This window comes from Streptosporangium sp. NPDC001681 (assembly GCF_040298085.1).
In the GTDB taxonomy this organism is placed as follows: domain Bacteria; phylum Actinomycetota; class Actinomycetes; order Streptosporangiales; family Streptosporangiaceae; genus Streptosporangium.
Window position 1 is genome coordinate 1 of sequence record NZ_JBEOZN010000151.1, and the last position, 22260, is coordinate 22260.

A 22260-nucleotide genomic window follows, 5' to 3' on the forward strand; every position below is an offset into this window, starting at 1 on the left:
GCCCGACGGCAGCGCACTCGAGGTCGCGGTGCCCAACGCCCAACCCCAACCGTCTCAGCTCTCGGACCACCACCAAGCAGTGCCGACTACTAGCGCACCGTACTCCGCACCGGGGGCCGCACCGCCGCCCGGTTACCTGCAAACCGGTCGCGCAGACGCCGCACTGCCGAAGATCAACATTTTGGTGGATCTCCGCCGATCGCATGGAGGGCATCGATGTACCCGCCACCGACGTCGAACCGGGTGATGTCCGGAGCCTGTCACCGGCGACCCGCGGGAGTCGGCCGGACCCGACCGCGAGAGGGCTGACCGGTGAGGGCGCGCTCAGGACATGTGGATGAGCTGCCCGGTGATGTAACGGGCCTGGTGCGAGGCCAGGAAGACGATGACCTCGGCGACCTCCTCCGGCCGGCCGACGTGCCGCAGCGGGCTGTTCGCGCGGACCGCCTCCTCGACGACCGAGGTGATCCAGCCGGTGTCGGTGGCGGGTGGGTGGACCATGTTCGCGGTGACGCCGTGGCGACCGAGTTCGGCGGCGGCGGACATCGTGTAGTTCTCCTGGGCCGCCTTGGCCGCGCCGTACGAGACCTCCTCGGGGAAGCCGCCGGAGCTTCCGGAGGTGAGACCGATGATCCGGCCCCAGGTGGCGCCGCGGCCTACGTGGCGGCGGGCGAACTCGGCGATCAGCAGGGCAGGGGCGCGCACGTCCACCGCGAACTGCCGGTCATGGGAGTCGGCGTCGACGGGGCGCAGCGCGCGCCCGAAGCGGTCGCGCGCGTTGGGCAGGAAGGTGTCGGCCAGCCAGCCACTGGCGTTGTTGATCAGGATCTCCACCGGCCCGAAGGCCGCCTGTGCCCGGTCGAACAGCAGGCTCGCGACGTCCGGCTCTGCCAGGTCGGCCTCGATGGCCTCGGCCCGGCCGCCGCCGGCCCGGATCCGGGCCACGACCTCGTCGGCGCTCTGTGCCCGCAGCCTGCCGTAGGCGTCGGGGAAGGCCGGATCGTCGACGTGCTCGGCCGGGTCCAGTCGTTTGTAGGTGAGTAGCACCGCCGCTCCGCACGCGGCCAGCGCGATGGCGGTCGCCGCGCCGATGCCCTGGTTCGCGCCGGTGACCAGTGCCACCCGGCCGGTCAGCCGAGGATCGATCATGGCCGCATCCTGGCACCCGCCGGGGCGGACCGGCCACCGGTTTTCCCCACCGTCCGCCCGGACGGGGACCGGTCACGGCAGTGGGTACGCCCGTCGGGGATGCTCGCCACGCTCGATCGCCAGTGCCCTGTCCCGTCCAGCCGGCGCCGCTGCTCTTCGGTCGGCAGCGGCAGCGTCTCGGCGAAGTCCACTTCGGGGTGTCGGTCTCTGACCTTGAAGAGAAAAAGCCTCTCGAAATGATGTGAACACGGCGCGGGTGGCCGTTTCCGTTCGCCGTCGGCCACGCCGCTCCGGCCTGATCGGCTATCCGATTTCCCGGTCGGGGACCGCATAACCCGGAACCGACGGCCAGCGGACGGTGAGCACCACCGATTCCTCCTCCGCGTACCAGGAGTGATCGACACCATGACCCCACACGACGTAGTCACCTCGCTTGGCCAACAGCACGCTACGTCCTGGCAGTTCCACCCGGAAACGGCCACTGATCAACATGAGCAGCGCCGTACGCTTCTCGCCGGTGACCCATTGCGCACGCTCGTCGCCACGCGGATGGACACCCCATTTGATCTCGACATCACCGCTGTGCCGGACGTCATCGGTCGGTTTGAAATGTCCGAGCAGCCAACCGCGGTCATCGGCCGCATCCACGTCCGCACTACCCACGTACACGTTCTCCAGCACGGAGCGTGACGCTAGCACGGCACCCGTCTTTCCACTCGGGAAACGGCTCCGGGACGATCAGAGGCGGATCATCAAGGCCCCAAGCGGGGCAGGCCGCCGCCCGTGGTGATCGTTCTTGTGCCGGCGGGTCGTGGGCGGCGCCGTCGCGCTGAACCGCTACGCCCGCGGAGGTTGATCGATGTCGGGGTCCGCTTGCGTGACTAATCTACGTGTGAGGTACAGCATATGTTGTACAGAGTGCGTGGTTCTACACTTGGGTCACGTTACCAACGGATCATCGAATTCGGCTCGCAGCGGGCAACCGGGCGGGGAGGAACGGAGGCGTCATGGCAGAGGAGCGTGTGCTGCCCCCCGTCGTGGCGCGGATGTGGGGGCGTGAGACCGTGTCACGCCACGGGCCGCGACCGAGCCTCGACGCGGCCAGGATCATCGCCGCCGCGATCGAGATCGCCGACACCGAGGGGTTGCCGGGCGTCCGGATGAGCAGCGTCGCCTCCCGCGTGGGGGTGGCGACGATGTCCCTGTATCGCTATGTCGGCAGCAAGGAGGAGTTGCTGACGGCCATGGCCGACGCCGCGGTCCCCGACCCCCCCGAACTCGGCGGGCTGCCGTGGCGGGACTACCTCGTGACATGGACCCGCGCCAACCGTGACTTCTTCCTCGCCAGGCCGTGGATGCTGCTCGTCGCCCGCCTCACCCCGCCCATGGGTCCGCGGAGCCTACGCTGGCTCGACCGGGCGCTGGCCGCACTCGCCGACACGGGGTTGGACGCGGGCGAGAGGGTCAACATCGCGAGCACCCTCGGCGGGTACGCCCTCAGCGAGGCCACGTTCGTGCACGGGATGAGCAGCGAGCGGGAGGTCGGTGGTGACGCCGGGGTCGCGGGAATGGCGGAGTACAGCGAGGTCCTCGCCGAGGTCATCGACCCGGAGGGGTATCCCGAACTGTTCGCCGCGATCCATGCCAATGCCTTCGGAGACGCCGCCGAATGGGTCGGCGACGACGACTTCACCTTCGGCCTCGACCTCCTTCTCGACGGTGTCGAAACGCTCATCGCGCGCCGGACCACGGCCTGAAGGACCGCGCTCCCACCGGTCGGCCATGGCGATTTCCCGCATTCCCGGGCTGCTGAGCGCGAAGGTCTCCATCGACGCCGGCCTGACCTCCGGCAACGCGCACCTGATGGTCACGATGACCTTCGACTCCCAGGACTCACCGAGCGCATCAAGCCGTTCCTGGCCTCGAAGACGTTCGTGCGGATCGACGAGACCTTCGCGTCATGAGCGGATCGGGGGAACCTGTGGCGCGGGTCGAGCAAGCCTACGGAGAGAGTGACGGAGGACGCTGAGGGGATCGCCGGCGGAGAAGGTGGGCGGCGGCCCGTGTGGGGGCCGCGGTGGCGGGCAGGTTCTGCTGGTGGAGGGCCGGAATCGACGGGGCTGAGCTGTCATGATGCTGGTGGGGACGTCTGGCTGGCAGTATGCCGACTGGCGCGGGGGGCTCTACCCGCCCGGCCTGCCCCAGCGGCTGTGGCTGGAGCGGTATGCCGAGTGCTTCGAGACGACCGAGAACAACAACACCTTCTACCGGCTGCCGGCGCGCGAGACGTTCGAGAAGTGGCGGGACCGCACCCCGGACACGTTCGTCATGGCGATCAAGGCGAGCCGCTTCCTCACCCATGTCAGACGGCTGAAGGATCCCGAGGAGCCCGTCGAGCGCCTGCTGGCGGCGGCCGAGGGGTTGGGAGCCAAGCTCGGGCCGATCCTCCTGCAGCTTCCGCCGACGTTGCCGGCCGATCCCGGCAGGCTCGCCGCGTGCCTTAGCTGCTTTCCCGCCCATGTGCGGGTCACCGTCGAATTCCGGCACGTGTCATGGTGGAGCGATTCCGTCCGCGAGGTGCTGTCAGCCCACGGTGCGGCCCTGTGCTGGGCCGACCGGCTCGGCCGCCCGCAGACACCCCTGTGGCGGACCACCGACTGGGCCTACCTGCGCTTCCACGAGGGCCGAGCACACCCCTGGCCCGCGTACGGCGACGGCGCGCTCCGTTCCTGGCTGCGCCGCCTGGGCCGGGAATGGGATGAGCGCTGCGATGTCCATGTGTACTTCAACAACGATCCGGGCGGCGCCGCGGTGCGCAACGCCGCCCGATACGCGGAACTCGCGCGCGCCGAGGGGTGGCCGGTGAGTCGCACGCCGGACCGGATCCCGGCACCCGAGGAAACGGCGCTCGCCCGGTGACGCTCCCCTGCGGCAGGGCGGGGCGAACACCGGCGGCCCCGGAGAATCGGCGAACGGCCAACGCCGAGGAAACAACTGATCGAGTTACCTCTCCTCCTGTACGGCCGGGGCTGCTCCGGCGACAACGACAGACGACATGGCGGGACGTGTACGGATTCGCAGGCCGTGCCGTCAAGTGACCTCGGCTGGGGTTCACACGTTCAGTCCGGTCGTGGAAGGAGATCATGCGTATGACTGGGGCCCGACCGTCTCGGCGTTCCGCGCTCGGTTTGCTGGGTGCCGCCTCCCTCGCCGCCGGTGGGGTGTTGGCGGTGCCCGAAAAGGCTTACGCAAGCCCGTCCCGGCCTGGCCGGATACCGAAGGATGTGCGGCCCGGCGGTGCGTACGACCGGTTCGTCGCACAACTGGCGGCCGAGGACAAGTTCTCCGGAACCATCCTGCTGGCCCACCGTGGTCGTACCGTACTGGCCCGGTCCTACGGGATGGCCGACAGGGAAAGGAAGATCCCCACAAGCCCGTTGATCCTGCCCGCCAGGAGGCATTTCAGGGGTACGGGGTGCTTACTCCCATCTTCAATGGCCAGCGGATGATCGGGCATGGCGGCGGCATCGGGGGCGGAGGGACCAATTGGTCCATCTACCTCGACATTGACTGGACCGGGATCATCCTCTGCAACTACGACCTCGATATCGAGCCGATCATTGAAAAAGAAAGGCACGCTGTCACCGACGACATGTCATGAGACCCGTCCGCGATGAGGTGCTCACTGCCCCGGCAGGGTGACGGTCACCACCAGGCCGCCACCGGCCCGCGGGCGGGCGGCGACCTCACCCCCGTGCGCGCGGGCCACCGAGCGCACGATGGACAGGCCCAGCCCCGCCCCCTTGGCGGTGACCATGCGCTCGGCGCCCAGCCGCCGGAACGGCTCGAACAGCGCGGGAAGCTCGTACGGCGGCACTGCCGGCCCGCTGTTGCTCACCTCGACCTCGGCTCTGCCATCGGCTCTGACACGGCTGGTCGCCCGTACCCAACCGCCCTCCTTGGCGTTGTGCCGCACTCCGTTCTCCACCAGGTTGTGCACCATCCGCTCAAGCAGCAGGGCATCCCCCAGCGTGAGCGCCTCCCCCGCGTGCTCGGTGATCTCGATCCCGGCCTGCCCGGCCTCGGGCGCGCACTGCGCCACGACATGGCTGAGCACGTCGGCCAGATCGACGGGAAGCCGCTCGGTGATCTCGTTCTCCGATCCGGCCAGCAGCAGCAGCCCGACGATGAGCCGCTCGTGCCTGGTGTTGATCTCCAGCAGGTTCTCGCCAAGCTGCTTGACGTCCTCGGAGGCCGACTTGCGGTGCATGGCCAGCTCGACCAGCGCCCGGCCCAGGGTGAGCGGGGTGCGCAGCTCGTGGGAGGCGTTGGCGACGAAGCGCCGCTGCCCGTCGAAGGAGCGGTCCAGCCGCTCGACCATGACGTCGAAGGTGTCGGCCAGATCCTTGACCTCGTCGTCGGGTCCGCGCAGGGCGATCCGCTCGTGCAGTCCCCGGTCGGCGGCGGGGGCCGCGGCGATCCGCCTGGCGGTCTCGGTCACCTGGTGCAGGGGTGCCAGGACCCGGCCGGTGACCAGCCAGCCGAAACCCGCCGCGGCACCGCCGACGACCACCAACGCGATGCCGCCCAGAGTGAGCATCGAGGTGGTGGCGGCCTCGTGCAGGGTGCTCTGCTGCTGCCTCATCCACTGCTCCGCCTGCTCCGCGTCGAGCCGGGTGGCCGACGGCGGGCCGTACATGACGTCGGTGGCGGGCGTCGAGCGCCCGATGGTGATGACCTTCGTCCTGGAGGTGAGCTGCTGGCTGAAGAGTGTGTAGGTGGCACCGAGCAGCACGATCCCGGCCACCAGGAACAGCCCGCCGTAGATCAGGGTCAGCCGGGCCCGCAGCGTGATGCGGCGCGGCAGCAGTGTCCGGGACCTCACGGGATGCGATACCCCACTCCGGTGACGGTCTCGATGACCGGGGGGTCGGCGAGCTTGCGGCGCAGCTTGAGGATGGTGAGCCTGACGGCACCGGTGAACGGGTCGGCGTACTCGTCCCACGCCTTCTCCAGCAGGTACTCGGCGGGAACCACCGCGCCGTCGGCGCGCAGCAGCTCGGCCAGCACGGCGAACTCCTTCTTGGCCAGCGGCACGTAGCGGCTGTCGCGGAACACCTCGCGGCGTGCGGGGTCCAGGGTGATGCCCGCGCGGCGCAGCACCGGCGGCGTGGCGGGGCGGCACCGGCGCCCGAGCGCCAGCACGCGGGCGGCCAGTTCGGGGAAGGCGAACGGCTTGCTGAGATAGTCGTCGGCGCCCAGCGACAGGCCCTCGACCCGGTCGGTGATCTCGGCGGCCGCGGTCAGCATCAGCACCCGCGCGCCGGTCCCAGCCTCGACCAGTTCCCGGCAGACCTCGTCGCCGTGTACGGCCGGCAGGTCCCTGTCCAGCACGACCACGTCGTAGTCGTTGACGCCCGCCCGCTCCAGCGCCGCCGCTCCGTCGAGGGCGACGTCTACCGCGTGGGTCTCCTCGCGCAGCCACTCCGCGATCGCCTCGGCGAGCAACGGCTCGTCCTCCACCACCAGAACTCGCATGCCTCCATGGTGGCCGCCCCGGTGTTTCCTCCACGTTAGCGATCGTTCCTGGAAACGCCGGGGAAACACCGCACCCGCTTGCATCACCTCCCGAAGGGCCGGAAACGCTTCGGCCGCGACTTGAGGAGACGACACCATGCGACTGCGGACGCACCATGCGCTGGCGGCACTGCTACTGGCCCTGACCGTGACCGGATGCGGTGCCGCGCCCGAAACCGGCACGGTGGCCTCGGCCGACGGCGGGGCCAAGCAGGCGGGCGGCAGCGCCGCCCCGACCCTGAGCCAGGAGGAGAAGGGGGTGAGGTTCGCCCAGTGCATGCGGGAGAACGGCGTGCCCATGGAGGACCCGGAGGGTGGCCGCATCCAGCTCAAGTTCGACAAGAACAGCGGCGTCGACAGGGCCACGGTGGACAAGGCCATGCAGGCATGTCAGGAGTTCAACCCGCAGGGCGACAGGTCCGGGGCCGCCGACCCCAAGGCGGAGGAGCGAGGCCGCGCCTACGCGGCCTGCATGCGCGAGAACGGCCTGGAGAGCTTCCCCGATCCCAAGCCGGGCCAGCGCGGCATCATGATCACCCCCGAGATCGGTGAGGACCCCGACTTCCCCGCCGCCCAGCAGAAGTGCCAGGACATCATGACGGCCGGCGGCCCGCAGTGACCGCCGAGGAGACCCGCCCACGACGCCGCGCGCGCCGCGGGGGAAAGATCGTCCTGGCGATCGTCGCCATGGCCGTGGGCGGCGCGGCCGCCGTCGGCGTGCTGGGCATGGGCGACGGCACCGTGGCCGACGCCCCCGCCACCCGGCTGCCGCCCAAGACCGTCCCGGTGACCAGGCAGACGCTCACCGACACGCACACCGCCGACGGCGCGCTCGGCTACGGCACCACCAGCACCGCCACCAACCGGTTGCCCGGCACCCTCACCCACCTGCCGGGCACCGGCGACCGTGTCACCCGTGGCCGAGCGCTGTACCAGGTGGACGACAGGCCGGTCGTGCTGATGTACGGCACGCTGCCCGCCTACCGGACGATGCGGATCGGCGACGAGGGCCCCGACGTCAAGCAACTGGAGAGGAATCTGAAGGCGCTGGGCTACACCGGCTTCACGGTCGACGACGAGTACACCTACTCCACCGCCGAGGCCGTCAGGCAGTGGCAGGAGGACCGGGGGCTGGAGGAGAGCGGCGAGGTCGAACTCGGCCGGGTGATGTTCGCCCCCGGCGCGATCCGCGTCGACAGTCTCCAGGCGGGAGAGGGCGACCCGACAGGCCCGGGACGCAAGGTGCTGACCTATTCCGGCACGGCCAAGGCCGTCACCGTCGAGCTCGGCGCCTCCGAGCAGCGACTGGCCAAAAAGGGCGGCAAGGTCACCGTCACGCTCCCCGACGACACCACCATCGGCGGCCGCGTCAAGGAGGTGTCCACCGTGATCAAGCCGGGCGGCCAGGGGCAGAGCCCCACGACCAGCGTGGAGGTGGTCGTCGAGCTGCGCGGTGGGAAGGCGCAGAAGGCGGCCGCCGCCTACGCCATGGCCTCGGTCGATGTCACCTTCACCGCGGGCAGGCGCAAGGACGTGCTGACCGTCCCGGTCGCCGCGCTGCTGGCGCTGCGGGAGGGCGGCTTCGGCGTCGAGGTCGTCAACGGCTCGACGTCCTCCTACGTCCCGGTCACGACGGGCCTGTTCGCGGCCGGCCAGGTGGAGATCTCCGGTGACGGGATCACCGAGGGAGCCGTGGTGGGGATGCCGAAGTGATCTCGCTGAGCGACGTGACGAAGGTCTATCCCGGCGGCGTCACCGCGCTGGCCGGCGTCTCACTGGACATCGGCGCCGGCGAGCTCGTCGCCATCGTGGGTCCCTCGGGCTCGGGCAAGTCCACCATGCTCAACGTGCTCGGCACCCTGGACCGACCCACCACGGGCAGCGTGCGCATCGACGGCTACGAGGTGGGCAGGCTTGGTGACGCCGGGTTGTCGGCACTGCGGGCCACCCGGATCGGCTTCGTCTTCCAGCAGTTCCACCTCGCCGCGCGCGTCACGGCGCTGGACAACGTGGCCGACGGGCTGCTCTACTCCGGCCTGCGGCCGAGCGAGCGGCGGCGCAGGGCGGCGTCGGCGCTGGAGCGGGTCGGGCTGGGCCACCGGATGGACCATGAGCCGCACGAGCTGTCCGGTGGCGAGCGCCAGCGCGTCGCGGTGGCGCGGGCGGTGGCGGGCGACCCTCCGCTCCTGCTGGCCGACGAGCCGACCGGCAACCTCGACTCCGCCTCGGGGGCCGGGGTGATGGAGCTGATGCGCGGCCTGCACGCGGGAGGCACCACCGTGGTGATCATCACGCACGACCGGGAGATCGCCGAGTCACTGCCCCGCCGGGTGCGGATGCGCGACGGCCGCGTGACCTTCGACAGCGCGCGGCCCGAGGCCGCGGTCTCGGAGGTGGGCCGATGACCGCCGAGATGCTGCGGTCGGCACCGCGACCGGCGCTGCGACCGGCCAGGATGTGGCCGCGCGATGTGCTCAAGGTGGGCGTGGTGGGCCTGCGCACCCGGCCGATGCGGGCGTTCCTGTCCGCGCTGGGGATCGCCATCGGCATCTCCGCGATGGTCGCCGTGGTCGGCATCTCCTCCTCCTCACGTGCCGATCTGGACCGCACCCTGTCTGAGCTGGGCACCAACCTGCTGACCGTCTCGCCCGGCACGACGATGACCGGCGAGCAGGCCAGGCTGCCGGCCGAAGCCGAGGCGATGGTGGGCAGGATCGCTCCGGTGGAGTCGGTCTCGGCCATCGGGCGGGTGGCCGACGCCGACGTCTACCGCACCGGAAAGATCCCTAAGGCGGAGACGAACGGGATCGCGACCTACGCCGCGCGGACCGGGCTGCCCGCCACCGTCGGGGCCGAGATCCGTAGCGGTACCTGGCTCAACGCCGCCACCGCCTCCTATCCGGCGACGGTGCTGGGCGCGGTCACCGCGCAACGCCTCGGGATCGGCCACGCGGGGCCCGACACCCAGGTAATGGTCGGCGGGGTGTGGTTCACCGTTGTCGGCATCCTGGCCCCGGCGCCGCTGGCGCCCGAACTGGACACCGCGGCACTGGTCGGCTGGCCGGTGGCCGAGTCCAGGCTGGGCTTCGACGGCCGCCCGACCGTCGTCTACACCCGCTCGCGGGACGCGGAGGTGGAGGCGGTGGCTCAGGTGCTCGGCGCCACCGCCAACCCGGAGGCCCCCAACGAGGTCGACGTGTCGCGTCCCTCCGACGCGCTGGCCGCCAAGCAGGCCGCCGACGCGGCCTTCACCGGGCTGCTGCTCGGCGTGGGCGGGGTGGCGCTGCTGGTCGGCGGGGTCGGGGTGGCCAACACCATGGTCATCTCGGTGCTGGAACGGCGCGGCGAGATCGGCCTGCGCCGCTCCCTGGGGGCGACCAAGGGGCAGATCCGCACCCAGTTCCTCGCCGAGTCGCTGCTGCTGTCGGCGCTGGGCGGGATCGCGGGCGCGCTGCTGGGTATGGCGGTCACGGCGGGATACGTCACCTCGGTGTCGTGGCCCGTGGTGATCCCGGCGTGGGCGGTGCTCGGCGGGATGGGCGCCACGCTGGTCATCGGCGTGCTGGCCGGTCTGTACCCGGCGATCCGCGCCTCCCGCCTGTCGCCCACCGAGGCGCTGACGCAGCCGTAGCGGCGCTCGACTACGACGGGGAGACCGGCCCGTGGCCGCCGTCGAGCAGCGGGGCAAGAGCCCTATGGAGATCGTCGGGGCTCCGGAAGTGCACGGCCGTCATCCCCAGTTTCCGAGCGGCCTCGACGTTCTCTAACCGGTCGTCGGTGAAAAGGCACCGGTCCATCGGCACACCGGCGTGTTCGGCGGCGATCTCGTAGATCCGCCGATCGGGCTTCGCCACCCCGACCCGGGCGCTGCTGACCACGGCGTCGAAGGCGTAGCGCAGGCCGAGTAGGTCGAGGTCGTCCTCCAGCCGGGTGGTCGCGTTCGTGACCAGCACGACGGGAACCTTGGCCTGTGCCCGTTCCAGCAGCCCCCGGACGACCTCGTCCACCCGGAACCCGGTGTTGACGAACGCCGCACCGAGCTGCCGGGCGTGATCGGCGGAGAGAGGCAGCGCGGTGAGCGCCGTGACGATCGACGCCCCCCACTCCGCGCAGGTGATCTTCCCGAGTACGGCGGGTCCCAGCAGCTCGGGCGAGAGCGCGACCCTGGCCATCGTCCCCGGCTCCAGCCCGAAGGCACTCTCCAGCCGTGCCCGCTCGGCACCGTCGTGCAGGCGCAGCACTCCGTCGAAATCGCACAGCACCGCGTCGTACGGGGGCCGCCGCAGGTCGTTCACGTCACGCGAGGTCCGGGAGTCAGAAGACATTTCGTCATGATGCCGGGTCTGTCTCCCCAGAAGCACGGAAATTTCCAAACATGACCCCACGGCGAACCATCGCGGGGAGGGGTACGTCATGAGGGCATGAGACATCGGCTACTCGTCGTTCTGCTTCTGCTGACCGGGATCCTCGTGATCGCTCCCGGTACGGCATGTGCCTGCTCCTGCGCTCTCCTCGAACCGGCCGAGCAGGTGAAGGGGGCGGCGGCCGTCTTCACCGGGACGGTGGTGGCCGCCCGCCGGGTCGAAGGAGACCCGCTCGGTCCCCCACCGCCGGTCGTCTACACCTTCCGGGCCGACCAGATCTACAAGGGGAAGGCGAGCGCCGAGTTCGAGGTGGCCACCAACGCCGACAGCGCCGCGTGCGGATACAACTTCGTCACCGGGTCGCGGTACCTGGTGTTCGCCGCCGCCGGCCAGTCGGGCCTGCTCACGGCCGATCCGGGGGTGGCACTGAACACCTCGCTCTGTGCCGGTAACCTGCTGGTCAGCCCGGGTGATGCCGCGTTGCGTGCCGGGGACGGCCTGCCGAGCGGGGAGTCGCTCGCCGCGGAACTCGTCACCGCTCTCGGTACGGCGACCCCAGCCCCGGCGACCCCGCCCTCGACGGCCGTCGCCACTCCTGCACCGGACGCCTCCGGCAGCGGCGGCGGCCAGCCGATCCCGATCTGGATCTACGCGGGGGTGGCCGTGACGGGCGCCGGCCTCACCTTCACCGGATGGCGGTTCTCCCGGCGGCGCGGACGGAACAGGCGCCTGCCGGACTAGGCGTACCGACCGGGCGGGCCGATGACGCGACTGAAGGACGCCTCGCGACGGACGGGAAGATCCACAGAACACCATGCGGTCGTCATGGTGCGGGCCGCCTCCCTGGGATACGGGCTCGCCCGGGGAGGCGGCACAGGGCTCAGAGGCCGTAGGTGGAGAACAGGTTGGTGGTCGGCCAGGTGGTGACCGCGTTCGCGGCCTTGTGCAGCAGGGAGTCGATGTCGCCGTAGCCGAGGCCCGAGGGGTCGTCACGCTGGTCGAACAGCACCACCCAGCTCAGCCCGTCGTACCTGCGGACCATGAGGGTCGAGGTGCCGGGCAGCGACCCGGTGTGCCAGGTGTTGATGCCGCCGGTGACCGGGCGCACCTGCCAGCCCAGACCGTAGTACCAGCCGTCCGCGTTGACCCCGATGGACGGCTTGGCGAACGTCCTGGCGATGGACGCCGCGGTGAGCGGTCCCGCGCCGTCGAAGATCGTGCTGAACTTCGCCAGGTCGACGGCGGAGGAGAGCCAGCCGCCGTGCGCGGCCATGTTCTCGATGTTGAAGCTCCCGTAAGGGGCGGGCACCACGGTGCCGGAGGCGTCGAGCACCGTCGCCCCGGTCCTCCCGGAGAAGTACGGAGCCTCCGTCGACCGCCTCTGGCTCTTCGCGGATCTGCCGAGCGCCATCCGCTTGATCTTGACGGCGCCGAGGACCTTCTGCTGTACATAGTCGGCGTACGACAGGCCACTGACCTTTTCGATGATCTTCTCAAGCAGCAGGTAGCCGTAGTTCGAGTAGGCGTACCTCGTTCCGGGGGCGTGGTCGAGCGGGCGCCTGCTCGACCACTCGATGACGTTGGCCTGGCTCACGGGCAGGGACACCCCGAGCAGCTTCGCGACGGCCCGGTCCTGGAACATCGGGTCCGAGGAGATCGCGCTGTCCCAGCCGCCCAGGTGCTGCAGCAGGTGGAGCACGGTGACGGCGCCGAGCCGGGCGTCGGCGGCGGTGCTCAGGCCGAGCAGTGGCGCCACCCGGGCGGACAGGCTCAGTTTCCCGTCCTGGACGAGCTTCGTCACCGCGGTCGCGGTGACCGGCTTGCTGAGGCTGGCGACGCGGAACAGCGAGGTGGGGCCCGCCTGGAACGTGGTGTCCGCGGTCCAGTTGTAGCCACGGGCCAGCATCAGCTTGCCCTTGCGCACCACGGCCAGGGACGCGTGCGGGATGGCACGTGCCTGCATGAAACTTTTCAGGGTGCTGTCGAAGGACGCCAGCCCCGAGGCGCTCTTCCCGGTGACCGTCCAGACGGGGGCGGTCGTCTGGCCTGACGTGGTCGCGGCGAATCCCGGACGAGCCTGCGTGGCGGTGGCTCCGGCCGCCGCGGCGCCCGCGAGCAGCCTGAACGTGTCCCTACGGGTCAACATCCCAGATCCCCCGATCTTTGAGGTCATGACAAGATCGGGATCTTACGGGAAATCAGCCCATATTCATTGGAGATAGGGCGGATAGGTCCGAACTCCCGCTGTTGACAGCGTCATCAAGCCTCTCTAACTTGCAGACGGTCTTGTCCGCGGAAGCTGTTCACCTGTGTGACCCGCCCCAGAGTCCGTTGTTCGGCCGGGACCCCGCCCTCGGCCTCGCGCTCGTCCCGGCCACCGCGGCCTTCGACCGGTGTGAACTGCGCACTCTGGTCCGCGACGTGCCGTTTCGGCCCTACGGTTTCGTGTTCGCCCCGAGCACCGCCGCCGCGAACCCACACGGTTACCCGGCGACCGGTTGCCGCATCACCAGCGAGTCCCCTGACGGCGCCTACGGCCTCGCACGCCCCTGGCGCCCGAGCGGCGACCTGACCGCCGTCCCGATGCTGACCTGCGTGAGACCTGGATCGGCCCCGGGATCGACGTCGCCGCGCCGTACGTGAACATGAGCGCCGGTTATCCCTGGCAGGACGCCAGATTCGGCGAGTACCGCAATGTCGGCCCGGGAGCCGCGAGGCCCGTTCCCGAGAACAGGCGGCCGGGCAGACCACCCGCACCTGTCTCGACGACCGGAGGTCGTCAACGATCGATGATCATCTCTGGGCCGGTGACAGTTCCGCCATCTGCGACCAGCCCTCGCCGGGCACCTCGACGTTGATGATCTCCGGCGTCTTCGTGATCAGCTCGGGCATCCAGGCCATGGCGGTCCTGAAGTGCTCCGAGTTCACGTGCGCCTCGCCCGCCGCGGGCGAGGCGAACGCCTCCAGCAGGACGAACTGGCCGGGCACCTCGACGCTCCTGGACCATTCGAAGAAGACGTTCCCGGGCTCGCTGCGAGTGGCCTGGGTGAAGTCGTCGACGAGCGAGAGCCACTCCTCGGCCCGCTCGGGACGGACCGTGAACTTGACGGCGATGAAGATCATGAGTTGTTCCCTGTCGAGAGTCGAGGCGAGTCTTCCTCGCCTGCGGTCATGGCGTGAGGCAGGTGTGCGGCGCCAGGGCCAAGATAAGCGAGCGGATGCCGGGGCGGAGGAACCCACCCGCCGTGAGCCCGCCTCGGTCGGCAGCGCATGGGCGGGTCTCAACCGGGAAGACCGGCACATGACGGGCGACGAGACCTGGCTCAGGAACCTCACCGTCCCGGACGCCGCCGTCACGTGAGCACCGTCGCACTCGACAAGGAGCAGACCATGCAGGCTCCGCCGTCCCTGCGCGTGGCCCGGCCGGTCATGTACCACCGCTGGTCCGAGATGACCTTCATGCACTGGCGGTACCCACCCGCCGAGATCCAGCGGCTGCTGCCGGCCGGACTCACGGTGGACACCTTCGACGGCGCCGCCTGGGTCGGCCTCACCACCTTCCTGATGGAGGACGTACGGGCGCCGCACTCGCCGGCCTTGCCGTGGCTGTCGCGATTCCCCGAGACCAACGTGCGCACGTACGTACGAGATGACCGGGGGCGCGACGGCGTCTGGTTCCTGTCGCTGGACGCCGGGCGCCTGCTCGCCGTGCTCGGCGCGCGGGTCGTCTACCGGCTGCCCTACTTCTGGTCCGGCATGTCCGTCCGCGCGGACGGTGAGCGGCGCGGTTACCGCTGCCGCCGCCGGGCCGGGCCGGCGGGCGCGCGATGCGACGCGGACGTGGAGATCGGTCCGCCGCTCGCGGAGCCGGAGCGCGACGAGTTGGCGCACTTCCTGACCGCCCGCTACCGGCTGTTCACCACGGTCGCGGGCCGGACAGCCCACGCCGAGGTCGAGCACCCGGACTGGCCGCTGCGCCACGCCCGGCTGATCCGCCTGGAGGAGGACCTCCTCCAGGCGGGTGGGCTCACCGCCCCGGACGGCGCCCCCGTACTGCACGCCTCATCCGGGGTGCCGGTGAGGATCGGGATGTGGAGCCGGTGACCACCCGTCATCCCTGCCTGACCAGCAGGTGGCGCGGGCCGCGCAGGACCGCGCTCTGCCGGTACGGGGGCGGGTCGGCGACGAGCCGGGGATTCTCCAGGTGACGTACCAGCCCGTTCAGTGCGATCTGCGTCTCCAACCGGGCCAGGGGGGCGCCGAAGCACAGATGGATGCCACTGCCGAAACCGAGGTGCCGGTTGTCCTGCCGGTCGGGGTCGAACCGGTCGGGGTCACGGAAGTACGCGGGGTCGCGGTTGCCGGAGGCGAGCATGAGCGTGATCTGCGAGCCCTTCGGGATGGTGACGCCCGCGACGGTGAGGTCGCTGTAGGCGGCCCGCCAGGGGACGATGTGCACCGGAGGTTCGTAGCGCAGCAGTTCCTCGACCGTCCGGATGATCATCTCGGGCTCACGGCGCAGGCGCTCCAGCACATCGGGGTGGCGCAGCAGGGTCAGCACGCCGTTGGTGATCAGATTGACCGTCGTCTCGTGACCCGCGATGAGCAGCAGGTTGGCGGTGCTGACGATCTCCTCGTCCGTCATGCGCCCGTCGGGGCCCTCGTCGCTCGCCAGCCGGGACAGCAGGTCGTCGCCCGGTGGCCGGCCGCGGCGGCTCTCCAGGAGCTCGGCGAGATAGTGCCTGAGGTCCTTGCGGGCCTGCACGCCCTCCCGCAGGCGTTCCTGAGAATCCGTCGCGGGGTCGAAGTCGAGCAGCGCGACGATCGCCTCGACCCACCGGTGGAATCGCGGCTCGTCCTCGCGGGGCACACCGAGCAGGTGGCAGATCACGGTGACCGGGAAGGGGTAGGCGAAGTCGTCCACGACGTCGATCTGGTCCCTGCCCGCCAGGTTCTCGATCAGGCCGGTGACGATGGCGGTCAGGTCGGGTCGCATGCCGTCTATCAGCGTGGGTGAGTGCGGGGGGCCGAAGTGCCGCATCGCCATGCGGCGCAGCCGGTCGTGCTGCGGCGGGTCGAGGCCGATGAACGCCGGTGGGTCCCCGCGCTCGGCGAGGGCGGGCCCCGGGTGTTCGAGGCTGTGCGCGTCGGAGCTGAGGTGCGGGTCGTGCAGCAACGTGCTGATCTCCCGGTAGGTGCTGACAACGTAGTCGCCGTCCTCCTGCCGGGCCACCGGCCTCCTGCGCAGCTCCGCGTAGAGCGGGTACGGGTCGGCCCGGCTGGAGTAGTCGAGGATCCGCTGGAGAGTGCTGGGCGCCTGAGCGACTGTCATGACCGCTTCTCCTAAGGTTTGCCCGGGTTCAACGGCCCGGCCGTGCGAACGCCACGCGCCGCTCGCTCGGCTCGTGGCCGGTGACCATGACGGTGGCTCCGTGGGTGATGATGAGGGGATCCGGGAAGCGGGCGGGGACCGGCTTCATGTCGGCGGGCTGGTCGGGGGTGGGGCAGGAGGGCGGGAAGGGGGCCGCCGTCTCGATCAGCTGCCGGTAGTGGTCGAGCCATTTGGCGTTGTCGAAGCTGACGGCCGCGATGACCCTGCCGCGGTACCCGTAGGCCGCGACAAACCGGCGCTCCTTCACCGACCCCTGGGTGACGGTGATCTCGTCCGCCATGATCGGAACACCGACGGACTTGATGTTGACGCCGAACTGCATGGACCAGAACGTCGGCATGGACAGGTGCGGCCAGCGGTCGGTCGGAGGGCTGACCATGTTGTGCGCCGCGACCTGGGCCTGCTCCACCGCGTTGGCCCAGTGCTCCAGCGACAGGAATCGGTACTCGTAGACCGGGTGCGGGCAGCGCGCCACGTCCCCGGCGACGAAGACGTCATCGGTGACCAGGCCGTTGATGTCGAACGCCCGGCACCCCGAGTCGCAGGCCACCCCCCAGCGGCCGGCGGCCAGCCCCGAGTCCCGCAGCCACTCGGTGTTGCGCACACCGCCGAGCGCGACCACCACCACGTCGGCGTCGATCGCCTCTCCATCGGAGAAGTGAGCGCGGCGCACCCGCCCGTCGCCCTCCAGCCGGGTGACCCTGACACCGCAGCGCAGGTCGACGCCGTGCGCACGCTGGAGGTCCGCGGCGATCGAGCCGATCATGCTGCCGAGTGCTCCCACCAGCGGGGCCTCGGCGACCTCGGCGACGGTCACCGGTATACCGCGCTCGCGGCAGACGGAGGCGATCTCGGAACCGGCGAATCCGGCCCCGATGACGAGCACCCGGCCGGGTCCGGCCTCCAGCCGCTCCCGCAGGCGACCGGAGTCGTCGCGGGTGCGGACCACGAACACGCCGTCCAGTGCGGCCTCGGCCTCGTCGGGCCAGGACCTGGCACGTACCCCGGTGGTGATCAGCAACCTGTCGTAGGGAACCTCCCGCCCGTCCGCGAGCCGCACCCGCTTGCCGGCGAGGTCCAGCCCCGAGGCGGCCACGCCGAGCAGCCACTCCGCGCCGATCTCGCGGCGCCGGGGTAGCGCGGTGCCGTCCGCGGGTACCCAGCCGGTCAGGACCTGCTTGGAGAGCGGGGGCCGGTCGTAGGGCTCGCACGCCTCGTCCCCGATGAGGGTCAGCGATCCGGTGAAGCCCTCGTCGCGCAGCGCCTCTGCGGCTCTCAGCCCCGCGAGGGAGGCGCCGACGATCACGATGCGGCCGTCACGCCTGAACGCCTTCAGGCTCTGCTCGCTGCTCATGACGGTCCAGGTGTCTCGACCAGGATCGCCTGGACCGGGCAGGCGGCGGCCGCACGCAGGACCTGGTCCCGCTGCGCGTCGTCGGGGCTGGAGTGGAACGCGAGTGCCTCCTCACCCTGCATCCGGAACGCGTCCGGGGCCAGGAAGGCGCACTGCGCATACCCCTGGCAGCGCGCCAGGTCGACGACAACCCTCATAAGGACCGTTCCTTCCGAGCCCGAACACGGTTGAGTAAGGCGCGAGGGGAGCCAGGACGGTTTTCCGTGGGTCGGGCCTACCGTGAACCCGGCCCGGGGCGATGCCGCGGCACGTCCTCACCTGCCGTCGGCGGCCGCCACGGTTCCGCGGAGAACGGCCAGGGAAAACAGCGCGGTAATGCGCTGACCTGGCTAAACGAGCGTATCGCGGACATCGGGCCGGAACATCGCCCTTCTGCCAGCGGGTGGTCAAGGATTGCGTACGAGCCGGCCTCTCCGGTTCGGCCGGAACGCTCAGGATGACTGACGGTCCCGGTGCGACCCCCAACGCATCGGTGACCCCTTTGCGGGCGGTGATGCCCGGTTGGTCGGCGGCCCGGGATCAGGGCTGTCAGCAGGTCCAGATCCGTCTGCCGGAGGTACAGGTCGAACCCGGCGGTCCTCCGCCCGCACCAGGGTTCAGCCCAGCACACTCCGGTAGTGCCGGGTGACCATTCCTGGGGATCGTTCCGGACACGCACATCTTCCGGAGACCGGAGAGATGAGAAAAGGCCCGGCGGTGATCGGCCGGACCCTGACGAGGGGCCGTGGCGGGTTTCCGGTGGACCATCGCGTCACGGGACTTGGGGCCCATGACGATCGAGGCTCAGAACGCGGCCCGGACCTCTTCCTGGCCGGGGTCTTCGTGACTGAGCGCCCCGATCCGCGCCGATGGGGAGCGCAGATCCATCCGCAGGCGGACCCGGGAGCCTCCGGCGATCTGCTCGATGGTGAACTCGTCGCACAGCTGGGTCATCAGCCACAGACCGAAACCTCGAACGGTGCCCGTAGGGCGTTTCGCCGGGATGTGCTCGGTGGCCAGGAGTCCCACGGCGTCGGTGACGTCGATGGTCAGGTGGCTCTCGTCCTGCCAGACGTCCACGGTGCCCTTGCCACCGCCGTGCTCCAGGACGTTGATGACCGCCTCGTTGGTGGCGAGGAGGAGGTCGTTCAGGCGTTCGCCCCGCAGGCCGGCCTGGGTGGCGTGATGGTGGAGACGTTCTCGCAACGCGCTGAGATCCTCGTCGATCGGCCAGTGCTGGCCGTGGTCGCCGATCACGACACCCCCTTGACGTCGCCTTGTCTGGCAGTCACCGGGGGACGAGCCGACTTGCTCCAGAATCAGGGCGTTGCAGATGAGTTACACGATGCTAGACACCTGCCCGATCGTTGCCAACTTACGACGGTCATCCGCCGTGAATATCCGGGGTGGACTGCTGTGGTCGCAGTGCCTTGACGGCGTCGGCGACGGTGGGCTGGATGCCGAAGGCCTGGGCGAGTCCGGTCAGGTGGAGGATTCGCTTCAGGCGGGGGTGCGGATTGGCCAGGACGATGCTGCCTCCGCGGTCCTGGACGATCTTGCGGGTGTTCAGGAATTGCTGGATTCCCGTGGAGTCGCAGAAGGTCAGATCGGTCAGGTCTATGACAAGGTCACCCCGGTCCTGGCCGATGGCCTGGTGAAGGTCGTGACGGAACCGCTCGGCATTGGTGTAGTCGAGCTCGCCGGCCAGGCTCAGCAGGACCATCTCCTTTACCGAGGGGTCGGACACATCGGTCACGCGGACGGCAGCGCTCACGGGTACACCTCTGTGGACGGTCGAGGGGGAGGGAAGGCGGCCGGATGCCGCCGCCGGGTCGCGGTTACCTCAAGTCTGGAGCCGGCCGGTGCTCAGCTTGAGATCTTCCGAATTTCTCTAGAGCACTTTTACGCTACAGCCGAGAAGTGATCAGTTGTTATCCCGCTGACGGATACGTTTTCCGGACCTGCTGTCGAGCACCTCCGCCCAGCCGCAGAGCTCGGCGATCCGCCACGCGTGCGGCTGGAGACCCCTGACGACCAGCCTGCGGTCGCCCGCCATCCCGAACGCGACCTCCGCCAGCACCCGCAGACCGCCTACGTCGACGAAGTCGACCCCCTGGAGATCGGCATACAGATCGCCGCGGGTGCGCTCCGCCGCCATGGCGAGGGCCTGCACCAGGACGTGCCGCGTACAGAGGTCGATCTCTCCCTCACAGCGTAGGCCGACCGGCAGATCGGTGAAGAGAACGCGCAGTGAGCCGTGGCTGACCTCACCTACCATTGTGATCACCTTCTGGGTGGGGCATGAGGGTCAGTCAACGTCTGTCGTGACGGCGCAGGTGTGTCGGCTGATCGCCATGAGGCATCGGCGGTGCCGGTACCTGCTCTCATCATCCTTCAGCTGGGCGCCTTTTGGTATGGTTTGCCGGTTTCGTGTTTCAGTGCGCATAAACCAGTCGGCCATCGCGTCCGCCGAAGATCCGCACACATGGGAATGAACGTCTCGCGGAATCGGCTGAAGAGGGAACCGTCGTACGGCGGTCTGGCAAAGGAGAACCTCCATGCAGGTGGATGTCAAGCTCTCCCCCGGTGGCGATTCCTTCGTGGCGACGGTGGACGGCAGGCACGCGGGGCGGCTGGAGCTCGTCCGGCGTGACGGGGTCATCGTCTATCCCCACACCAAGGTCGAGCCGGAGTACGAGGGCAACGGGGTGGGATCCGCACTCGTCCGCACCGCGTTGGACGCGGCCCGCGCCGAAGAGGCCAAGGTCGCGCCTCTCTGCTGGTTCGTCAGGGAATGGATAGATCGTCACCCCGACTATGCCGATCTTGTTCAGGGCGCCTGACCGATCCATAGCGAGGGGGTTTGGGACATTCGCGCCCCCCGGTAATCGCGCCGGAGTGAGCGGACATGCTGGTCACCGCGATGTCCGGGCAGAAACCTTCCTGGCGGCCGGTGACCGGAACTTTCTGGCGGATGGAGCGGCCCGCTCCGGGGGTTATCGTAAGAACGCGGGCGGTTTTGCAACAGGATTCATGGCAGATTGTGATCATCGGATCGCGAGTCGTGCGGGATGATAGTGACAATTACCCGGTTAGCGTAGATCGGCTGTGACGCTTGTCATGCGGACCGGGTCATGGCCCGATCCCTTGCTAGGCTGCAGGGAACCGTTCGAACCGGGCGTTGTCTCACCCCGGCAGGTGAGACTTCTCAAGAAGTGGGGTCACACCGTGAAGAAGTTGCTCGTTCTGGCGCTCGTCGCCCTCGGGGGGCTGCTGGTCTGGCGCAAGGTGCAGGCCGACCGCGCCGAGCTCGACCTGTGGACCGAGGCCACCGGCAGCGAGAACTGACAGACGCGGCTACCGATTCGGGTGCTTTCATGGTCCTTGCCCAAGATGGAGTAAAGCCCATCAGGCTTGTCTGCCTGGATCTGCCAGGCACCACGATCGGTGACGTCGCCATGGTCGAGCGGGCGTTCGCCGAGGCGATCGCCACGCAGGGCATCGTGCCCGGGACCGGTGCGTACGCTCGTGCCATGGTGCACGTGCACCGGTCCCGGGGATGCTCCAAGATCGATGTCTTCCGGGGGATCTTCCCGGACAACGAGGCCCAGGCCCAGGCGGCCAATCTGACCTTCGAGCGCTCCTACGAGGGCGCCATCGGACGCGCGGGCCTGGTTCCACTGCCCGGAATCGTCGAGGCGCTCGACAAGCTCCGCGGTGCCGATGTCAAGATCTGCCTCACCACCGGCTTCAGCCGTGTCACGCTCGGCCGCGTGCTGGCTGCCCTGAGCTGGTCCGACAGGCTCGATCTGGCCCTGTGCCCCGAGGACACCGGCCGTGGCCGTCCGATGCCCGACCTGGTGCTCGCCGCGGTCATGCGACTCGGTATCGAGGACGTACGCCAGGTCGCCGTCGTCGGGGACTCCGAGAGCGAGATGCTCTGCGGCCGCCGTGCCGGCGCGGCGGTGGTTGGCGGCGTCCTGACCGGCGTCCACAGCAGGGAACGCCTCCTCAACGGGGGAGCCACTCACATCCTCGACTCCATCGCGGATCTCCCCGGACTTCTCCTTGACGGCACGCCCGCCGAGTCCCCCCTGGCCACCGCCGCCCACTGATCCTCGTCCCGCTCGAAACCCGTCCGCTCGGAGCCATCCGACACGACGCCGCGCACGGATCCAATTGGCGTAGGAGCGGTTCCTGTTGCTACGGTGTACGACTGAAGCAGGTCGTCTCCAGGCGCCGGCTTGAATCTCGGGGCCTTAGCTCAGTTGGCAGAGCGCCTGCTTTGCAAGCAGGATGTCAGGAGTTCGAATCTCCTAGGCTCCACCACCCTCACGGACACGAAAAAGCCCAGGTCAGGCATGGTTGCCGCAACCTGGGCTTTG

Annotated in this window: 26 protein-coding genes and 1 tRNA gene; 14 read left to right on the forward strand and 13 right to left on the reverse strand. The window is 69.6% G+C overall.

Annotated features, from left to right (window positions below):
• Positions 1-324: 324 nt before the first annotated feature.
• Positions 325-1149, reverse strand: coding sequence for an SDR family NAD(P)-dependent oxidoreductase (locus ABT130_RS40875; protein ID WP_350964972.1), 825 nt, complete (start codon positions 1147-1149; stop codon positions 325-327).
• A 303-nt stretch (positions 1150-1452) separates the two neighbouring features.
• Positions 1453-1830: a cupin domain-containing protein gene (locus ABT130_RS40880; protein WP_350964975.1), complete on the reverse strand. Its 378-nt coding sequence runs from the start codon at positions 1828-1830 to the stop codon at positions 1453-1455.
• Between the two features lie 326 nt (positions 1831-2156).
• On the opposite strand from ABT130_RS40880, the gene ABT130_RS40885 reads away from it, so the two are divergent.
• The 3 genes from ABT130_RS40885 to ABT130_RS40895 all read left to right on the forward strand — a co-directional run bounded on the left by ABT130_RS40885 (position 2157) and on the right by ABT130_RS40895 (position 4810).
• The gene (locus ABT130_RS40885; RefSeq protein ID WP_350913766.1) at positions 2157-2906 is read left to right on the forward strand and encodes a TetR/AcrR family transcriptional regulator C-terminal domain-containing protein; all 750 of its coding nucleotides are present in this window, start codon (positions 2157-2159) and stop codon (positions 2904-2906) included.
• 376 nt (positions 2907-3282) lie between these two features.
• On the forward strand, positions 3283-4068 hold the full coding sequence (locus ABT130_RS40890) for a DUF72 domain-containing protein (RefSeq protein ID WP_350965013.1): 786 nt from the start codon (positions 3283-3285) through the stop codon (positions 4066-4068).
• A 556-nt stretch (positions 4069-4624) separates the two neighbouring features.
• Positions 4625-4810, forward strand: a complete 186-nt coding sequence (locus ABT130_RS40895) for a hypothetical protein (RefSeq protein WP_350964978.1) — start codon at positions 4625-4627, stop codon at positions 4808-4810.
• A gap of 21 nt (positions 4811-4831) precedes the next feature.
• Here ABT130_RS40895 and ABT130_RS40900 read toward each other — a convergent pair whose 3' ends face one another.
• Together ABT130_RS40900 and ABT130_RS40905 are read right to left on the reverse strand one after the other, a co-directional pair.
• Complete coding sequence (locus ABT130_RS40900; protein ID WP_350913770.1) at positions 4832-6034, reverse strand: sensor histidine kinase; 1203 nt, start codon at positions 6032-6034, stop codon at positions 4832-4834.
• On the reverse strand, positions 6031-6687 hold the full coding sequence (locus ABT130_RS40905) for a response regulator transcription factor (RefSeq protein WP_350913772.1): 657 nt from the start codon (positions 6685-6687) through the stop codon (positions 6031-6033). The genes ABT130_RS40900 and ABT130_RS40905 overlap by 4 nt, the downstream gene beginning before the upstream one ends.
• Before the next feature lie 136 nt (positions 6688-6823).
• Between ABT130_RS40905 and ABT130_RS40910 the strand changes: the two genes are divergently transcribed.
• Genes ABT130_RS40910 through ABT130_RS40925 form a run of 4 tightly spaced genes read left to right on the forward strand, consistent with a single transcriptional unit; the run spans position 6824 to position 10357 of the window.
• The gene (locus ABT130_RS40910; protein WP_350964981.1) at positions 6824-7345 is read left to right on the forward strand and encodes a hypothetical protein; all 522 of its coding nucleotides are present in this window, start codon (positions 6824-6826) and stop codon (positions 7343-7345) included.
• A complete protein-coding gene (locus ABT130_RS40915) occupies positions 7342-8439 on the forward strand; it encodes a peptidoglycan-binding protein (protein ID WP_350964983.1) in 1098 nt (365 codons plus the stop codon). Before ABT130_RS40910 ends, ABT130_RS40915 begins: the two co-directional genes overlap by 4 nt.
• Positions 8436-9131, forward strand: a complete 696-nt coding sequence (locus ABT130_RS40920; RefSeq protein WP_350913777.1) for an ABC transporter ATP-binding protein — start codon at positions 8436-8438, stop codon at positions 9129-9131. The genes ABT130_RS40915 and ABT130_RS40920 overlap by 4 nt, the downstream gene beginning before the upstream one ends.
• Entirely contained in the window at positions 9128-10357 is a 1230-nt protein-coding gene (locus ABT130_RS40925) for an ABC transporter permease (RefSeq protein WP_350964986.1), read from the forward strand. The genes ABT130_RS40920 and ABT130_RS40925 overlap by 4 nt, the downstream gene beginning before the upstream one ends.
• Positions 10358-10367: 10 nt before the next feature.
• On the opposite strand, the gene ABT130_RS40930 is transcribed toward ABT130_RS40925, so the two are convergent.
• A complete protein-coding gene (locus ABT130_RS40930) occupies positions 10368-11051 on the reverse strand; it encodes an HAD-IA family hydrolase (protein WP_350964988.1) in 684 nt (227 codons plus the stop codon).
• A gap of 96 nt (positions 11052-11147) precedes the next feature.
• On the opposite strand from ABT130_RS40930, the gene ABT130_RS40935 reads away from it, so the two are divergent.
• Positions 11148-11831 carry a hypothetical protein gene (locus ABT130_RS40935; protein WP_350913784.1) on the forward strand — a complete coding sequence of 228 codons (684 nt, stop codon included), beginning with the start codon at positions 11148-11150 and terminating at the stop codon, positions 11829-11831.
• A 139-nt stretch (positions 11832-11970) separates the two neighbouring features.
• Here ABT130_RS40935 and ABT130_RS40940 read toward each other — a convergent pair whose 3' ends face one another.
• Complete coding sequence (locus ABT130_RS40940; RefSeq protein WP_350964991.1) at positions 11971-13236, reverse strand: serine hydrolase domain-containing protein; 1266 nt, start codon at positions 13234-13236, stop codon at positions 11971-11973.
• A 140-nt stretch (positions 13237-13376) separates the two neighbouring features.
• On the opposite strand from ABT130_RS40940, the gene ABT130_RS40945 reads away from it, so the two are divergent.
• Positions 13377-13733: a hypothetical protein gene (locus tag ABT130_RS40945; RefSeq protein ID WP_350964993.1), complete on the forward strand. Its 357-nt coding sequence runs from the start codon at positions 13377-13379 to the stop codon at positions 13731-13733.
• A gap of 150 nt (positions 13734-13883) precedes the next feature.
• Here ABT130_RS40945 and ABT130_RS40950 read toward each other — a convergent pair whose 3' ends face one another.
• Positions 13884-14213: a putative quinol monooxygenase gene (locus ABT130_RS40950; protein ID WP_350964996.1), complete on the reverse strand. Its 330-nt coding sequence runs from the start codon at positions 14211-14213 to the stop codon at positions 13884-13886.
• Positions 14214-14447: 234 nt separating this feature from the next.
• On the opposite strand from ABT130_RS40950, the gene ABT130_RS40955 reads away from it, so the two are divergent.
• Positions 14448-15194, forward strand: coding sequence for a YqjF family protein (locus tag ABT130_RS40955; protein ID WP_350964998.1), 747 nt, complete (start codon positions 14448-14450; stop codon positions 15192-15194).
• A 7-nt stretch (positions 15195-15201) separates the two neighbouring features.
• Here ABT130_RS40955 and ABT130_RS40960 read toward each other — a convergent pair whose 3' ends face one another.
• The 6 genes from ABT130_RS40960 to ABT130_RS40985 all read right to left on the reverse strand — a co-directional run bounded on the left by ABT130_RS40960 (position 15202) and on the right by ABT130_RS40985 (position 20153).
• Complete coding sequence (locus tag ABT130_RS40960) at positions 15202-16422, reverse strand: cytochrome P450 (RefSeq protein WP_350913794.1); 1221 nt, start codon at positions 16420-16422, stop codon at positions 15202-15204.
• Between the two features lie 28 nt (positions 16423-16450).
• A complete protein-coding gene (locus ABT130_RS40965) occupies positions 16451-17836 on the reverse strand; it encodes an NAD(P)/FAD-dependent oxidoreductase (protein ID WP_350965000.1) in 1386 nt (461 codons plus the stop codon).
• Positions 17833-18033: a ferredoxin gene (locus tag ABT130_RS40970; RefSeq protein WP_350913799.1), complete on the reverse strand. Its 201-nt coding sequence runs from the start codon at positions 18031-18033 to the stop codon at positions 17833-17835. Before ABT130_RS40970 ends, ABT130_RS40965 begins: the two co-directional genes overlap by 4 nt.
• A gap of 646 nt (positions 18034-18679) precedes the next feature.
• Positions 18680-19132 carry an ATP-binding protein gene (locus tag ABT130_RS40975; RefSeq protein WP_350965002.1) on the reverse strand — a complete coding sequence of 151 codons (453 nt, stop codon included), beginning with the start codon at positions 19130-19132 and terminating at the stop codon, positions 18680-18682.
• A gap of 127 nt (positions 19133-19259) precedes the next feature.
• A complete protein-coding gene (locus ABT130_RS40980; RefSeq protein ID WP_350965004.1) occupies positions 19260-19649 on the reverse strand; it encodes an STAS domain-containing protein in 390 nt (129 codons plus the stop codon).
• A gap of 150 nt (positions 19650-19799) precedes the next feature.
• On the reverse strand, positions 19800-20153 hold the full coding sequence (locus tag ABT130_RS40985) for an STAS domain-containing protein (RefSeq protein ID WP_350965007.1): 354 nt from the start codon (positions 20151-20153) through the stop codon (positions 19800-19802).
• Positions 20154-20433: 280 nt separating this feature from the next.
• Here ABT130_RS40985 and ABT130_RS40990 point away from each other — a divergent pair, with 280 nt between their 5' ends.
• The 4 genes from ABT130_RS40990 (at position 20434) to ABT130_RS41005 (ending at position 22204) form a co-directional block, all read left to right on the forward strand.
• Positions 20434-20718: a GNAT family N-acetyltransferase gene (locus ABT130_RS40990; protein WP_350965010.1), complete on the forward strand. Its 285-nt coding sequence runs from the start codon at positions 20434-20436 to the stop codon at positions 20716-20718.
• 385 nt (positions 20719-21103) lie between these two features.
• Complete coding sequence (locus tag ABT130_RS40995) at positions 21104-21223, forward strand: DLW-39 family protein (protein ID WP_211264163.1); 120 nt, start codon at positions 21104-21106, stop codon at positions 21221-21223.
• Between the two features lie 29 nt (positions 21224-21252).
• Complete coding sequence (locus ABT130_RS41000; protein ID WP_350913809.1) at positions 21253-21990, forward strand: HAD family hydrolase; 738 nt, start codon at positions 21253-21255, stop codon at positions 21988-21990.
• Between the two features lie 138 nt (positions 21991-22128).
• Positions 22129-22204 (forward strand) — tRNA-Ala (locus ABT130_RS41005).
• Positions 22205-22260: the final 56 nt, after the last annotated feature.

Excerpts from the sequence above, each read along its gene's own strand:
- ABT130_RS40875 (WP_350964972.1), bottom strand. The coding sequence starts at position 1,149 with ATGATCGATCCTCGGCTGACCGGCCGGGTGGCACTGGTCACCGGCGCG.
- ABT130_RS40885 (WP_350913766.1), top strand. The coding sequence starts at position 2,157 with ATGGCAGAGGAGCGTGTGCTGCCCCCCGTCGTGGCGCGGATGTGGGGG.
- ABT130_RS40890 (WP_350965013.1), top strand. The coding sequence starts at position 3,283 with ATGCTGGTGGGGACGTCTGGCTGGCAGTATGCCGACTGGCGCGGGGGG.
- ABT130_RS40905 (WP_350913772.1), bottom strand. The coding sequence starts at position 6,687 with ATGCGAGTTCTGGTGGTGGAGGACGAGCCGTTGCTCGCCGAGGCGATC.
- ABT130_RS40910 (WP_350964981.1), top strand. The coding sequence starts at position 6,824 with ATGCGACTGCGGACGCACCATGCGCTGGCGGCACTGCTACTGGCCCTG.
- ABT130_RS40925 (WP_350964986.1), top strand. The coding sequence starts at position 9,128 with ATGACCGCCGAGATGCTGCGGTCGGCACCGCGACCGGCGCTGCGACCG.
- ABT130_RS40930 (WP_350964988.1), bottom strand. The coding sequence starts at position 11,051 with ATGTCTTCTGACTCCCGGACCTCGCGTGACGTGAACGACCTGCGGCGG.
- ABT130_RS40935 (WP_350913784.1), top strand. The coding sequence starts at position 11,148 with ATGAGACATCGGCTACTCGTCGTTCTGCTTCTGCTGACCGGGATCCTC.
- ABT130_RS40940 (WP_350964991.1), bottom strand. The coding sequence starts at position 13,236 with ATGTTGACCCGTAGGGACACGTTCAGGCTGCTCGCGGGCGCCGCGGCG.
- ABT130_RS40950 (WP_350964996.1), bottom strand. The coding sequence starts at position 14,213 with ATGATCTTCATCGCCGTCAAGTTCACGGTCCGTCCCGAGCGGGCCGAG.
- ABT130_RS40960 (WP_350913794.1), bottom strand. The coding sequence starts at position 16,422 with ATGACAGTCGCTCAGGCGCCCAGCACTCTCCAGCGGATCCTCGACTAC.
- ABT130_RS40965 (WP_350965000.1), bottom strand. The coding sequence starts at position 17,836 with ATGAGCAGCGAGCAGAGCCTGAAGGCGTTCAGGCGTGACGGCCGCATC.
- ABT130_RS40970 (WP_350913799.1), bottom strand. The coding sequence starts at position 18,033 with ATGAGGGTTGTCGTCGACCTGGCGCGCTGCCAGGGGTATGCGCAGTGC.
- ABT130_RS40985 (WP_350965007.1), bottom strand. The coding sequence starts at position 20,153 with ATGGTAGGTGAGGTCAGCCACGGCTCACTGCGCGTTCTCTTCACCGAT.
- ABT130_RS40990 (WP_350965010.1), top strand. The coding sequence starts at position 20,434 with ATGCAGGTGGATGTCAAGCTCTCCCCCGGTGGCGATTCCTTCGTGGCG.
- ABT130_RS41000 (WP_350913809.1), top strand. The coding sequence starts at position 21,253 with ATGGTCCTTGCCCAAGATGGAGTAAAGCCCATCAGGCTTGTCTGCCTG.